This is a genomic window from Vibrio sp. NC2 (genome assembly GCF_025195005.1).
Taxonomy (GTDB): domain Bacteria; phylum Pseudomonadota; class Gammaproteobacteria; order Enterobacterales; family Vibrionaceae; genus Vibrio; species Vibrio splendidus.
Genome location: NZ_JANVFC010000001.1, coordinates 417,745 through 430,701 on the forward strand (window position 1 = coordinate 417,745; position 12,957 = coordinate 430,701).

Consider the following 12,957-nt stretch of genomic DNA (forward strand, 5'->3'; position numbering starts at 1 on the left):
ATCTAGATGAATAGATGAACACAAGAAAAGAGCTCAGCAATTCGCTGGGCTCTTTTTGTAACGCGACATGATAGCGTCCATTCAGTCCTGCCGTTTATATTGTTTATCGGAAGGGGTCTTATCTTTCAAAGAATCCTGTTGTGTGAATTACCGTTACAATCACACGAATTCTAATTCCGGATGATTGTACGCTTCATGACAAACGGTGAGCACATGGTCAATATCTCTTGGTGTCATGTCGGCATTGACCGAAAAGCGGATGATGTTTTTGTTCTTGCCCGTCGCGGGGCGGCAGAAAACCGCACCGAATACATCTCGTTCTTCGAGGAAATCACGAACACGTTCGGTGTTTCTTTCACTACCACACTCTAGTGCCACGATTTGAGACTCGCTGTGGATGTTAAAGCCAATCCGTTTGAGACCAGTAGTAAGCGATTTAGCGCTTTTGAATAAGGCTTCTCGTTTGTCTTCTGCGCCTTTTATTACCTCTAATGTTTTCTCTAAACGAACCACCTCTTGTGGTAACACGGTCGAGCTGAAAATAGCTGGATACGCGACAAAAGGTAAGGTTTCTGAAAGCTGCTTCGGCCCAAGAATAGCGCCTGCACGATAAGCAAAGGTTTTAGCCAAACTGACGGTAATGAAGTCGACTTGATTAGTGAGACCCAATGCGTGAACTAAGCCAGCTCCATTTTCACCATGCGTACCCAGTGAATGCGATTCATCAACGACGACGGCACAATCAAATTCCTGCGCCATTTCGTAGATGTCGCGTAGTGGGGCGATGGTGCCGATTGTGCTGTAAACCGAGTCGACAACAACGATGCCTGAGCCGTGGCGCTCTAGCTGTTTGCGCAGGTGATTCATATTGTTATGCATAAACGGGTGGGCGAGGGCGCCTGCAGCGCGAATGCCTTCCCATAACGACATGTGTGCAAAGAAGTCAATGTACACAGGTGTGCCCGGTGGGCAGATGGTTTGCAATAGCCCAATATTAGCAGCCCAGCCAGACTGAGAAAGCAAACAGCTCTCCATTCCGACATAGTTCGCGAGCTCAGTTTCGAACGCAGGTTTAGACTGCTCATCTTGTAAGAAAATTGCAGACATCACCACGTTGTCATCGTGTTCACTGATCGCCGCTTGGTGAGCTTGTTGGATCGGCTTGTTGTGTGACAGCGCTAGGTAATCATTGCTCTGCATGACAACAGCGTTGGGCTTAGGTCGTTTGCCCACAACCAAATGCTTTTGGCTTTGGTTCTGGGTAATTAGGTCTTGAATATAGAAGTTCAAGCGTTCTTCGATAAAGGAAGGTAGTGGTTTGGTTTTTGTTTTATCACTCATAATAGTTCTCTTCAAATACAGGAAAACGCCAGCGCTGACGGCTGTATATTGACGATTAAAAGTGAGGTGTCATTAGCCAAGTTGCATATTTTTGTGCGTGCTTGCAAACTCAGTATTTAAGGGTTTTGAGGCGAGTGATTTTCCTTACGGTTCGGGGCTTTAACCTAGTTCAGATGGGAATAATAGCCTTCTTTTTTATGATAAAAGGCTATTAAAATTCGGTGTTCGAATGGCTATGAAAAGGTCGATTATGAAAAGCTACAGTGTGTTAGCTTCGTTTATGAATTAGCACGTATTAACTATGAATGTGAATCAGTTCTATTAAGTCGTCCAATTGCTGTTTGGCTTTCCCCTCTAACGAGTAACCAATATTGATGCGTAAGCAATTGCTGTAAAGGTCGAGAGTGCTGAACAGGTGTCCAAGCCTGATATCAATGTTCTGGTCGGCAACTGCCTGAGCAAAGGTTGATTGGTTCAAATTGGGTATTTGCAGCCAAAGTACCATGCCACCTTGTGGGTTACTTATCTTAACATCTTGAGGAAGATGCTGAGCTAAATAGCTTAGGTATTGCTGGCGTAATAAAAGGATTTGAGCACACCTTCTTCGAACGTGTTTTGCGTATTGACCAGATTCGATAAAGTCAGCAACCGCAAGCTGAGTCGGCAGGGCAACGCCATAGCTTGCTGCAGAAAACTGAGCCTTGTATTCGTTGATAAACCTACCCGGTAAGCACCATCCTAATCGGTAGCTCGGTGACAGGCTTTTCGATACTGATCCACACCAAAATACATAGCCGCCTTTGTCATAGTATTTTGCTGGCAGTGGCGTGTGTGAGGAATAAGAAAGCTCCAGATACACATCATCTTCAATGATCGGCACTCGATAGTGATTCGCTAATTCAGCCAGTTTCTGCTTTTGAGTGGCTGACATATTGATCCCTTGAGGGTTCATATGAGAGGTACAAAAGATCGCGGCATCCACTCGTTTATTCTTCAAATGCGCTTCCAGTTGTTGCAAGTCTACACCATCATCTAGAGACGGGATCTCGATGATTTTTCGCGACATTTGTCCGAGCAATTCCAGAATACCGTTGAAACATGGCGAGCTAATAGCGATGGTGTCGCCTTGTTTGGTACACGACTCAAGCGCAGCCTTAATCGCTGACATACAGCCAGCCGTAATCACCATCTCTTCAGGTGAAAAGTGCACATCGAGCTTGGCGAAATGAGTGGATAATGCCTGTCGTAACATCGGCTCGCCCTGTGTATCAGGATAATGGTTGAGTCTGTTGCCCATCCGTTTGATAGCGCGGCGGAAACTGCGTTCCAGTTCAACGATCGAATGCTCATCATTAGTGGTGCTCGAAACCCCTAACGGTCCGTTGATTGAGTTGTGAGTCGAAGAAGTTTGCTTGACGCTCGACACCTTACTCTCAAACTGTGCCCACTCTGGGGTTGAGTGAGCAGGTTTATGAGGAGAAACAAAATACCCTGCTTGCGGTCGAGAATGGATCCAACCTTGTGATTCTAATTCTTGGTAACAGCTCACCACGGTCGACATGCTGATCGCCTGTTGCTTGGCCAATTGACGAAGCGAAGGCATGCGTCCGCCTTCCGGTCTTTTGCCTGTTTCTATTTCATCGATAAATTGATTGGCTAGCTTTCTGTAGATGCTCATTGTCACGACCGTTATTAACTGTACTTGTTTTTATTATGAAAATTGTATCTGTACTGGTTTTATTGTTCAAGGGATACTCATTCGAAACAAAGGAGGGGTGAGTATGAAAAGAAATGATTTGTTGTTAGCGGTATTCGTTATGGCAATTTGGGGGTTCAATTTCTCGATGATCAAGATGGGCGTGACCAACGTTCACCCATTATTGGCCACTGCAGCACGTTTTTCGTTAGCGGTGATTCCGGTGATATTTTTCGTGGCGAGACCTAATGTCGCTTGGCGCTACTTAGTCAGTTATGGCTTTGTGTTCGGTGTGGGAATTTGGGGTATGGCTTCATGGTCGATTACTGCGGGTTTGTCTTCCGGGCTTTCATCTGTCTTGCTTTCAACCAACGTATTAATCGGCATGGCGGTTGGCGTGTGGGTGTTCAAGGAGAGTGCTTCCGTTCGTAAATTAATGGGTGCGATGCTAGCCATGTGTGCGTTAGCGGTGTTGGTTTCGGCAGCAACGGGCAACGTGACACTCAATGGTGTTATCTTGATTATGATAGCGGCATGCAGTTGGACCTTGATGGGTGTGATTGTTAAGGCATCTAAAACCACTCAGGCTTTTGCATTTAATGTGTGGGGGATGCTGTTTGCTCCGGTGCCATTGGTGTTGTTTGCCGTGATGTTACACGGTGACCAAATTATCTGGCAGGGTATTGAACAATGGGATTGGAACACGACGATTGCGGTGCTGTTTCAGGCTTACCCAACCACGCTATTTGGTTATTGGGTGTGGAATAAGCTGCTAATCCAATACCCGTTAAGCACGACAGCGCCGTTAACCTTACTAGTGCCAATATTCGCATTGATCAGTGGTTACTTTATGTATGACGAAGTATTGTCAGTCGCTCAAGTTGTTGCATCTATATTGTTTCTAATCGGTATCGGTTTGATTGTGAAGCCTGCTAAGGCATCGAATACCCAAGCTACAACGAAACTCGCAGAACAAAAGTGATTGATAAGCGGGCAGCATTCAATGAAACGGATAGAGTTCAAATGCTTTGAATGACAATAAGGCCTCGCACTTGCGAGGTCTTACTCTATGTCGAAGAAGTGAAATTACTCAAAGAATCAATTAACAGCACTCTATTCACTTGCTCTCAATTAACTAGCTCTTAATTCAGAACTCTATTAACTAAACGATCAGGAAACTAGGCGATCAAGTAACTAAGCGATCAAGTCACCATACATTTGAGCAATTGGCACTCTAGGTCTTCATCTATTTGGTGCCCGATCACTTCAATTCTGGTTTCGGCACACTCATCGAGCTCTGATTCCGTCAAACCATCTTCTGTTAAGTTGTAGCCGAAGATACCACTTGGGGTAATGAATATCGCTTTCATTCGCTCTGCTTTTAATCCAACTAAAAAGTGTCTCAAACGCTGGTGGTCAAACAATTTCTCTGCTGAGAATCGCCAACCAACGCTTTCAAAACCTTCACCTTGGTTGGTCGCTGTGATCATGCCGCTTTCTGGCATCGGTAATTCTGAAGCGAGCGGCTTTTCTTGTTTATGGATGTGGTGGTGATGGTGCGCTTGTTGACTGAAGAAACTAGTGTCTCCTTCGAACTCTTCAAAAGGGACTTTTCCATGATGAGCGAAGACCAACTTGGTATTCGGGTGACAAATCTGGGTGACGTATTCAGCCAGTGCTTCGGCGTCGCCATCTTGATATAAGTCGACCTTGTTACCAACCACCGTATCGGCAATAGAGATTTGCTGATTGAAGGTATCGTGATTTGAGTAGCGAAAATCAGAGAGCTTACGCGCATCGACTAAGGTGACGTTCTTCTGTAGTGACAGGACTTTACGGTAGTGCTCAGAAGACAAAACTTGCAGCACTTCTTTAGGGTGCCCAAGCCCTGTTGGTTCGATTAACAAGCGGTCTGGTTTTGCTTCTGATAGCAATTGGTTGAGCGCGATTTGCATCGGTAAACCTGCCGCGCAACACATGCAACCACCGGGTACTTCACGAATGAACACTTGTTGTGTGGTCTGGTTACCTTGAATCAAGCTGCCATCAACGCCGATTTCTCCAAACTCATTCACTAACACAGCCCAGCGTTCATTTACTGGCTTGTTCTTCATTAGGTTGAGAATCGCAGAGGTTTTTCCTACTCCCAGGAACCCGGTAATAATGTTGGTAGGAATGCCTAACATAGGTGACTTATCAGAGCTCATTGGCAATTCTCCTATAGCCTTGAACTAGGGTGTGGTTGGCTGAAACCACAGACTCTGAAAATGCAGAGTATTCGGGTGGCACTTTTGAGATGCTATTTAAATCAAACCCTGAGCCTATATTGGTCATTGGTGGCACATGGAAGCTTTCCGGTAAATCGAGCCCATCTACCACACAGTTGTGGCGAATTACGCAACCTTTACCAATCACAGCATTGAATACCACCGAGTTGAAGCCAATAAAGACATCGTCACAGACTTCACAAGGCCCATGAATGATGGAGCGGTGAGCGATAGAAGAGCGTTCTCCGATGGTAACCGCTGCTCCTGCTTTAGAGTGAATAACCACACCATCTTGAATATTGGTGTCGCGCTTAATCACGATGGCTTCCATGTCACCTTGTTCGTTAACCTCGTCGGCACGAATGACGACGTAGGGGCCGATAAACACGTTATCTTCAATGATGACTTTACCGCAGATGATGGCGGTCGGATCAATGAAGGCGGTTTCGGACACGTTTGGCATATGGCCGCTAGGGTTTCTTCTTAACATATTGAGCTCTTTTATTTTTTCGTAATGCCACTGGGCATACCACCATTGATGGCTCTGGGCATTTATGTATCGACGCATTCATCGCATACGCAGCTGATCTCTAACTGCGGGCTTATTACGGTGAAGCCTTCTTGCTTTGCGTGAGATTGAAGATCGCGAATAATGGAAGGGGCGATGGTTTGCTCGCTGATTTTGTCGCACTTAGAGCAAATCAAAAATTGCGGGATACCGTGTTCATGATCGCAAAGGATATGGTCGCAAAGTATGTACTTATTGGAGACTTTTAGTTTGTGCGCTAAGTGCTGCTCTTCGAGAAATTCTAATACCCGGTAAACCGACATCGCTTGAACGTGTTGATCAAAGTGTTCCTTACAATATTCAACGAGTTCATACGCAGACAGCGCTCTGTCGGCATGAACCAGTGCACGCAGTATCAACAGTCTCTTAGCGGTAAACTGTTTTCCGTTTGTTTTACAGCCTTGTTTTACGTGCTCGATGATCGCTTCGATGTCTCTCATTCAATCCACAAAATTAGTGATAATATGGGTATGTTATAACATAACAAACAGTCGCAAGGAACGAACTTTTACTTAAAGAACCTCTTAGGTGGGATCTCTCTTTTCAAGCTTACTTTGTAGATGAATATTATCTGTTTATTGCCAATCATTTTGCATGTTGTTCCAAAGAAGCTTTTTTATGACGTTGTGATTGTCGGGTAAAATCCTAAATGCACACGTGTTGATATAGGCTAATTCGAATTAAATGCTGAAATGATACAAATCTCATATTTAATAACGCTTATTTAATAACCTCTGTTGAGTTCGATATCAAATCAAGTGGCTGATTTTATTGGGTATCGGAGAAAAGTCTCAAAAATTATCATTTAGGTCTCTAAAGTATTAAATTCTATTTTTAGTCAACTAATAGGTGTATTGTTCTATTTGATGATGGTTAAGTAGATGTTTTTTAGCCATATATGTGACTTTACAAGCGACTTATCTTTCTGATTTGAAAGAATAATTAAATAGTTGAGATAAAAAAGTTGGCGAAAATCAGAAGCTTGGCATACACTTTCCTTGTAAACGACCTTATCTCATTGATTGAATAGGGTAAATGCTTTGGCGCTACTGGCGATGGTAGCAATGTATAACATAGCTTTGAGGAAAGTTTTATGGCACTCACTAAAGCCGATTTGGCTGAGAACCTGTTTGAAACACTCGGATACAGCAAGCGGGATGCCAAGGAAACGGTTGAAGTGTTTTTCGAAGAAGTTCGTAAGGCACTTGAAAATGGCGAACAGGTAAAACTGTCTGGTTTTGGTAACTTTGATCTTCGTGAGAAAAACGAGCGACCTGGTCGTAATCCGAAAACTGGTGAAGACATTCCAATTTCTGCTCGACGTGTTGTTACTTTTAGACCGGGACAAAAATTAAAGGCCCGAGTTGAGAATATTAAAATCGAGAAGTAGCCAAGCAATAGACCACGCCTAGCGTGGTCTTTTTGTATCTATCCCAAAGAAAACAACCATTCAATCTCTAACGGCTTCCAAATTCCAAACCCAATCCTAGATTCACCATCATTATGCCCATCTCTTAAGATTCGTTGATTTCACGGTTGGTTCTCTCAATCCCACTGCTTACGACTGATGTATTTCTGCTTCTGTCATAACTTAATCTGCACCATATACTTTTAAAGTTCACCCAATTGTCTAGTTTGCTTCTTATGCTTGTACTAGGAGCTCAATGTAAACAGATTCAAAAAAACACTAGACCGATCGGTTTGTTTTGTTTATTGTGTCAGCAGTACAGAATGAAAGGGTGACTGAAAATCAGCGCATTTCTGCACAGAGCCTTTCAAACAGGCAGTTCAAAGAGAGAATCGCATCTATGACACTAGCATTGGAAAGTTATCTATTCATTGGGTTTTCAATGGCGCTATTGAGTCTTTGGAAAACGTATTCAGGGCCTGCTCTGGCAGCGCTCATGTCATATTCATACCCTGAAATGCTATTATTTAATCTACTTCCCGCATTGCTGGCAGCTTACGTTGGGTGGAAGGTCGCGCCAGTTTATTCGAGCATTTTTAATCGGCACAAAACCGTTGCTTTTAAGCCCAAGCTGAGACGCTTTATGAAGCGATGGAATAAATACGGTCAACTCACGATGGCTGTTTTAGCCCCTGTTCTGGTGGGAATTCCAAGCTACACCTTTGTTTCGAAGCGGCTGAATCAAGATTGGAGAAAGACGTTCGCCATGCTGACGTTGTCGATCCTAGGTTGGAGTGGTTTGGCTTATGGCTGTTTCTTGTTACTCGATGTTGAGCAGTACATTTCCATCGAAAGCATCATACCTAACGCAATGCTTGAAGAAATTAAATAGTACAGAGTAAGTGTTAATCGACTAAATGGTGAGACCAATATGAACAAATCAATAATTATTGCTGGTGCGAGTGGCCTAGTCGGTAAAGAAACGCTTGCTGCACTGCTTAAAAGTGATGAGGTAAATCGCGTTTATGCATTGTCCCGACATCGATTGGCTGTTGAAGGTTCTAAGTTGACTCAAGTGATTGACGAAGCGCTATCAGTCTCTCCAGACATCACAATGGATCAACCGCCTGAGGTTGGCATCATTGCTTTGGGTAGCACGATTAAGAAAGCTGGCACGAAAGAAAAACTGCGCGAAATTGATGTCAATTTAGTCACAGCGACCGCTGAGAAAATGCAGCAGCTTGGCGTAGGTCACATCATTGTTGTGTCATGCCTTGGAGCGGATATTAACGCTCGTTCCCATTACCTTCGTTGCAAAGGTGAAATGGAAGCAAAGGTCGAATCTCTGGGTTTCGAACAAACGACTTTTTTACATCCCGGGCCTTTAGCGGGCTACCGTGATGAGAAAAGAACGGATGAAAAATTTCTGCAAGGTTTATTGAAAATTGTTAAGCCGCTAATGATCGGCAATCTAAGTAAGTATGTCCCGATTGAGTCGTCAGTTATTGCTCAAAGCATTTTGACGATATCGATGATGCCTCATTCTAATCAGGTCGAAAGATTGAATTCGGTTGCGATGAATCAGCTCATTTCTTAGCGTGAATCTGCGTTCACTCTACTGATACTGATACTGATACTGATACTGATACTGATACTGATACTGATACTGTATAGGTATAGGTATAGGTATAGGTATAGGCATAGCTTTGTCGGCCATGTGATTAAAAATTAAGAGGTTATCAATGAAAAATCGTTCTTTAATGATGTTGCTGGCGTTACCTTTGATGGGATGTGAGTCAACAGTCGATCCCATTGCTTATGTCTCTGACCTACAAGCCGTCGATCAGAATGCTTTGACCGTCGAAGCTAATGCGCAAGGGCAAAGTTTGGATCATGTGCTGACTATCGACCATTCTCGTTTAGCGGAACAAGCAGGAGAGTATTTGGCTCCAAGTCGTGTGGATTTCTACACCAATGACGCTCTTAATACCGCATTATTAAAACTCAACCCGGAAGTAGGACTCGATCTGCCTTTTCGAGTTTTAAACTACATGGAAGGCGGGATTCAAAAAACGGTCTACACAGATGCAGAGTTTATTCGAAAAAGACATGGGATCACAGATGACGCCACGCTTACACAATACCAATTGAAGATTGAACAGCTTGTTCGTGGGCTAGACAACGCTTCTGCGGTTAATAGTGACACCTTAGAGCAAGGGTATGGCATTGAAGCGCTTGAATCTGATTATGACTTTGAGACGACGTTAAAGAACATTAAGCGAGATGTTCTTGAACAAGATGACACGGTTTGGTTTATGAATTGGGACTACAAAGCTCGGGCCGAATCGATTGGACAATCGCTTCCTAAAGCAACTTTGTTAGTGTTTGGAGGGCCAGCGCCTGGCGCGACCGCGATGACTGATTTTCCTAGTATTGGTTTAGATGCTTTTGGTCAAAAGGTTCTTGTTATCGAGCAAGAGGGCAAGGTGATTGTGCTCTATAACGACATTGTCGATATGTCGGAACTGCATTACGGCGATAACGCAATATCTCACAAGATTATTAACTTTCGATTAAGCAAAACCCTTGGCGGAGCTGTATCGAAGTAGGGGCTGTTTTACTAGAAGCGCTATTTGTTTGCTAAGCGGTTCCAGTAAGTCTGCATATCTATATCTATATCTATAGTTTACCAATTACCATCGCATGAGCTCTGTTTACGCCCGTCAAGCAGAGCTCTTTTGTTCTAGTGACTCTCCACAGTCGATCAATACCTACCACTTCAGCTCAGTCATACAACTTTGTTCCCAGCACCTTATCTTGTCTCCATACATCGACGCCCGTCTTTATTTATTACCCGTACATTTAAAATGGACATCTAGGCAGTATGTATTCAACGCACCTTATTTGTTTTTGAAATCCGTTCAGTAAAATTGAACAGAGGTTAAATCTAATTGAATTTAAATCACCCGAGTTATTTGCTGTAATACGCTCAATAAACAGCCAGTCAATCTATTTTGTTAATCTGAATCTAAGGAGAAGCTTTGCGTAAGTCCGCTTTAGCTTTGATGTTACTCTTTTTATCGACTGTCGCTTCGGCAGCGGAGTACCAGCAACTCGCCAATATGTGCATTGCTTGTCATGGCAGTAACAACGACACCTCGTTTCCCTCTATCCCTAACCTTAAGTGGCAAAACCAAGTCTACCTTACTGAGCAACTGACTGACTTTAAAAGTGGTAAGCGTGAGGACAAAACGATGTCTAAAGTCGCGCAACTATTGTCAGAAGAAGACATCAAGAAGTTAGCCAATTACTTTTACCAACTGAATAACACAGGGTCACCGCAATGAGTTTAGATAGAAGACAGTTCCTTAAAGCCGCGCTTTCAGCAACCGCAGTATCTGCATTGCCGGTGTCGTGGGTATTTGCCGCGAATCGCCCTGAAGGTTTAGCTGCACTGGACATCAATGCATTAACGTGGGCAAAAGCAGAAGATCTACCGGATTACTACACCGTTTTAAATACCAACCCTTTGAATGCGTATCCGCCAGAAAGTATGCTTGCGCCTGCTGTGACTCCTACAGGTGTTCCCTTTGTTCGTTGGAATGGCTTGATGCCAGATTTTACGGAGATGGACCCTGATACTTGGACCTTCGAAGTGAAAGGTGAATCGGTAAAACAGAGCAAAACCTACACGATAGCTGAGCTCAAATCTAAGTTTAAGCATCACACGCAAAGCCTTGTGTTGGAGTGTGGTGGTAACAGCCGTAATAACTTTTATCCAAGCACCAAAGGCAATCAATGGAGCAATGCTGGCGTCTATTGCTCACAGTGGACAGGTGTGTTGCTGAGTGATGTGCTTAAAGACTGTGGCATTAAAGATGATGCGGTTTACGTCGGTAACCATGGCTTTGATAAGCACTTGAGTGGTAAAGGTGAGGCGATTTCACGTGGCGTTCCCATTGCAGCTGCGATGGACGATAACGCGTTAATCGCATGGGAAATGAATGGCGAGCCGATCCCTTATCTCCATGGTTATCCGCTACGAACGGTATTTGGCGGCCGACCGGCTTCTGTTTCTCAGAAATGCACGACCGGCATCAGTATTCGAAATAAGATCCATGATGGACACAAGATGGCAGCTCCTGCCTATCAAGTTCCTAAGAACCCAATCGCACCGGGTGAGAAAGTGGATAATAAAGATTTCCGAATCATTGAAGAGATGATCGTTAAATCGTTAATTACTTCGCCAAAGAGTGGCACTGAGTTTACGTTAGGTAAGAAGGTCAAAGTCAGTGGTCATACTTGGGCTGGCTTGAGAACAGTTGAGAAGCTGCAAGTGAGTTACGATTACGGTACTACTTGGCATGATGCGAAGCTGAACAAGCCAGTAAATAAGGGCGCGTGGCAACAGTGGGAAGCTGATTTAGACCTTCCTACGATTGGTTATTACGAGATCTGGGCAAAGGCAACCGACAGTGAAGGCGATAGCCAGCCAGTCGTACAACCGCAATGGAACCCTAAAGGTTATCTGTTCAATGGTTGTCACCGTATTGCTGTAAGAGTGTCGTGATGCCGTCTATTTCCAATAAGCCTAATTATGGCCGTTCGAAACAAGTCAATTTGATTGATGGCCTCTCATTTCATGCAGACTCCACTCCTGTCAGTCAGCGCAGTTACCGTAAAGGCATAATGAGAGCGGCATTGGTGTGCAGCTTGTTAACGTCGATGCTTGTTCATGCTGAAGACATTCCAGAGAACCCAAAAGAGTACTACGGCGTAGATAAAGCGTCGGGTCTGATCATGGCACCCGGTTGGGAGACAGTGAAAGGGCAATGTAACGCCTGCCATACCAGCTTAATCGTTGCTCAGAACAGTGGCAACAGAGAGCAATGGCGTGAAACCATTCAGTGGATGGTCGACACTCAAGGGCTGTGGGATCTGTCTGATACTTGGGATCCAGTATTGGACTACCTCAGTACTTACTATCAAAACAAAGGCATCGATATGAACAAGTATCGTCGTAAGCCAATTGATAGCGCCTTGATGCCACCTATGCCGGGAGAGAGCCAATGATCATCAATCGATTAAAACGGACCTCTCTTGTAAATGGAATTGTTGCGAATGGAGCTATAGTTAATAGAGCTGTTGTTAATAGAGCTATTGTTAATAGAGTTGTTGCTAATAGAGCTATTGCGATAGCCGCTGCAGCAGTAGTTTTGTCGTTATCGGCGTGTACTGATGAACAGCCGAGCACTGAAGATAAAGTTGCCTCGCGAGTCGAATCATTAGGGATAGAGTTGGAACCAGCACCGAAGCTTAAAGCGGAAGCTAAAACTGAGGTTGAAACGCTTGTCGATAGCAAGGTAACCACCAAAGATTACATACCTAGTTTAGTTTCAGGTGAAAAGTTGGTTCAGAACTTATGTAGTCAGTGCCATGGCGACAAAATTATTCCCTTCGTACAATCTTATCCCAACATCAAAGGTCAGAAAGCTGGGTATATTCTTAAGCAGCTGCGCAATTTTAAAAGCGATGAGCGCCAAGATTTGTACATGCAGTCGGTGGTGAAACACCTTTCGGATGAAGACTTACAAGATGCGGCTGCGTTTTATAGCACGTTGAAGCCATTGGATTTATACAATCGCACTAAAGAGTATTATCACCAATAGGTGAGGCT

General features: G+C 44.1%; 14 protein-coding genes. 9 read left to right on the forward strand and 5 right to left on the reverse strand.

The genetic code is table 11. The features are described from left to right. Positions 1–159: 159 nt before the first annotated feature. Positions 160–1,341, reverse strand: a complete 1,182-nt coding sequence (gene cqsA, locus NX845_RS01905) for an alpha-hydroxyketone-type quorum-sensing autoinducer synthase (RefSeq protein WP_065681968.1) — start codon at positions 1,339–1,341, stop codon at positions 160–162. A 295-nt stretch (positions 1,342–1,636) separates the two neighbouring features. Then, the gene (locus NX845_RS01910) at positions 1,637–3,019 is read right to left on the reverse strand and encodes a PLP-dependent aminotransferase family protein (protein ID WP_065681967.1); all 1,383 of its coding nucleotides are present in this window, start codon (positions 3,017–3,019) and stop codon (positions 1,637–1,639) included. Between the two features lie 103 nt (positions 3,020–3,122). On the opposite strand from NX845_RS01910, the gene NX845_RS01915 reads away from it, so the two are divergent. Next, a complete protein-coding gene (locus NX845_RS01915) occupies positions 3,123–4,019 on the forward strand; it encodes an EamA family transporter (protein ID WP_260256449.1) in 897 nt (298 codons plus the stop codon). A 220-nt stretch (positions 4,020–4,239) separates the two neighbouring features. On the opposite strand, the gene NX845_RS01920 is transcribed toward NX845_RS01915, so the two are convergent. The 3 genes from NX845_RS01920 to NX845_RS01930 all read right to left on the reverse strand — a co-directional run bounded on the left by NX845_RS01920 (position 4,240) and on the right by NX845_RS01930 (position 6,312). Continuing rightward, positions 4,240–5,244 (reverse strand): GTP-binding protein, encoded by a 1,005-nt coding sequence (locus tag NX845_RS01920; RefSeq protein ID WP_260256450.1) that lies wholly within the window; start codon positions 5,242–5,244, stop codon positions 4,240–4,242. Next, on the reverse strand, positions 5,234–5,794 hold the full coding sequence (locus NX845_RS01925) for a carbonate dehydratase (protein WP_017092536.1): 561 nt from the start codon (positions 5,792–5,794) through the stop codon (positions 5,234–5,236). Before NX845_RS01925 ends, NX845_RS01920 begins: the two co-directional genes overlap by 11 nt. Before the next feature lie 62 nt (positions 5,795–5,856). Beyond that, complete coding sequence (locus NX845_RS01930) at positions 5,857–6,312, reverse strand: Fur family transcriptional regulator (protein WP_017080634.1); 456 nt, start codon at positions 6,310–6,312, stop codon at positions 5,857–5,859. A gap of 653 nt (positions 6,313–6,965) precedes the next feature. Here NX845_RS01930 and ihfA point away from each other — a divergent pair. The 8 genes from ihfA to NX845_RS01970 all read left to right on the forward strand — a co-directional run bounded on the left by ihfA (position 6,966) and on the right by NX845_RS01970 (position 12,949). Next, complete coding sequence (gene ihfA / locus NX845_RS01935) at positions 6,966–7,262, forward strand: integration host factor subunit alpha (RefSeq protein WP_004734853.1); 297 nt, start codon at positions 6,966–6,968, stop codon at positions 7,260–7,262. A 418-nt stretch (positions 7,263–7,680) separates the two neighbouring features. Beyond that, positions 7,681–8,172: a hypothetical protein gene (locus NX845_RS01940; RefSeq protein ID WP_017089323.1), complete on the forward strand. Its 492-nt coding sequence runs from the start codon at positions 7,681–7,683 to the stop codon at positions 8,170–8,172. A gap of 39 nt (positions 8,173–8,211) precedes the next feature. Then, positions 8,212–8,877, forward strand: coding sequence for an NAD(P)H-binding protein (locus NX845_RS01945; RefSeq protein WP_017089322.1), 666 nt, complete (start codon positions 8,212–8,214; stop codon positions 8,875–8,877). A gap of 145 nt (positions 8,878–9,022) precedes the next feature. Continuing rightward, the gene (locus NX845_RS01950; protein WP_260256451.1) at positions 9,023–9,889 is read left to right on the forward strand and encodes a DUF302 domain-containing protein; all 867 of its coding nucleotides are present in this window, start codon (positions 9,023–9,025) and stop codon (positions 9,887–9,889) included. A gap of 432 nt (positions 9,890–10,321) precedes the next feature. Next, positions 10,322–10,627: a c-type cytochrome gene (locus NX845_RS01955; RefSeq protein WP_004734857.1), complete on the forward strand. Its 306-nt coding sequence runs from the start codon at positions 10,322–10,324 to the stop codon at positions 10,625–10,627. Next, complete coding sequence (locus NX845_RS01960) at positions 10,624–11,850, forward strand: molybdopterin-dependent oxidoreductase (RefSeq protein ID WP_260256452.1); 1,227 nt, start codon at positions 10,624–10,626, stop codon at positions 11,848–11,850. The genes NX845_RS01955 and NX845_RS01960 overlap by 4 nt, the downstream gene beginning before the upstream one ends. Then, positions 11,850–12,353 carry a cytochrome C gene (locus tag NX845_RS01965; RefSeq protein WP_260256453.1) on the forward strand — a complete coding sequence of 168 codons (504 nt, stop codon included), beginning with the start codon at positions 11,850–11,852 and terminating at the stop codon, positions 12,351–12,353. The genes NX845_RS01960 and NX845_RS01965 overlap by 1 nt, the downstream gene beginning before the upstream one ends. After that, positions 12,350–12,949 (forward strand): c-type cytochrome, encoded by a 600-nt coding sequence (locus tag NX845_RS01970; RefSeq protein WP_102575370.1) that lies wholly within the window; start codon positions 12,350–12,352, stop codon positions 12,947–12,949. The genes NX845_RS01965 and NX845_RS01970 overlap by 4 nt, the downstream gene beginning before the upstream one ends. The last annotated feature ends 8 nt before the right edge of the window (positions 12,950–12,957 follow it).

Excerpts from the sequence above, each read along its gene's own strand:
- NX845_RS01915 (WP_260256449.1), top strand. The coding sequence starts at position 3,123 with ATGAAAAGAAATGATTTGTTGTTAGCGGTATTCGTTATGGCAATTTGG.
- NX845_RS01960 (WP_260256452.1), top strand. The coding sequence starts at position 10,624 with ATGAGTTTAGATAGAAGACAGTTCCTTAAAGCCGCGCTTTCAGCAACC.
- NX845_RS01910 (WP_065681967.1), bottom strand. The coding sequence starts at position 3,019 with ATGAGCATCTACAGAAAGCTAGCCAATCAATTTATCGATGAAATAGAA.
- ihfA (WP_004734853.1), top strand. The coding sequence starts at position 6,966 with ATGGCACTCACTAAAGCCGATTTGGCTGAGAACCTGTTTGAAACACTC.
- NX845_RS01970 (WP_102575370.1), top strand. The coding sequence starts at position 12,350 with ATGATCATCAATCGATTAAAACGGACCTCTCTTGTAAATGGAATTGTT.
- NX845_RS01925 (WP_017092536.1), bottom strand. The coding sequence starts at position 5,794 with ATGTTAAGAAGAAACCCTAGCGGCCATATGCCAAACGTGTCCGAAACC.
- cqsA (WP_065681968.1), bottom strand. The coding sequence starts at position 1,341 with ATGAGTGATAAAACAAAAACCAAACCACTACCTTCCTTTATCGAAGAA.
- NX845_RS01920 (WP_260256450.1), bottom strand. The coding sequence starts at position 5,244 with ATGAGCTCTGATAAGTCACCTATGTTAGGCATTCCTACCAACATTATT.
- NX845_RS01945 (WP_017089322.1), top strand. The coding sequence starts at position 8,212 with ATGAACAAATCAATAATTATTGCTGGTGCGAGTGGCCTAGTCGGTAAA.
- NX845_RS01965 (WP_260256453.1), top strand. The coding sequence starts at position 11,850 with ATGCCGTCTATTTCCAATAAGCCTAATTATGGCCGTTCGAAACAAGTC.
- NX845_RS01950 (WP_260256451.1), top strand. The coding sequence starts at position 9,023 with ATGAAAAATCGTTCTTTAATGATGTTGCTGGCGTTACCTTTGATGGGA.
- NX845_RS01940 (WP_017089323.1), top strand. The coding sequence starts at position 7,681 with ATGACACTAGCATTGGAAAGTTATCTATTCATTGGGTTTTCAATGGCG.
- NX845_RS01930 (WP_017080634.1), bottom strand. The coding sequence starts at position 6,312 with ATGAGAGACATCGAAGCGATCATCGAGCACGTAAAACAAGGCTGTAAA.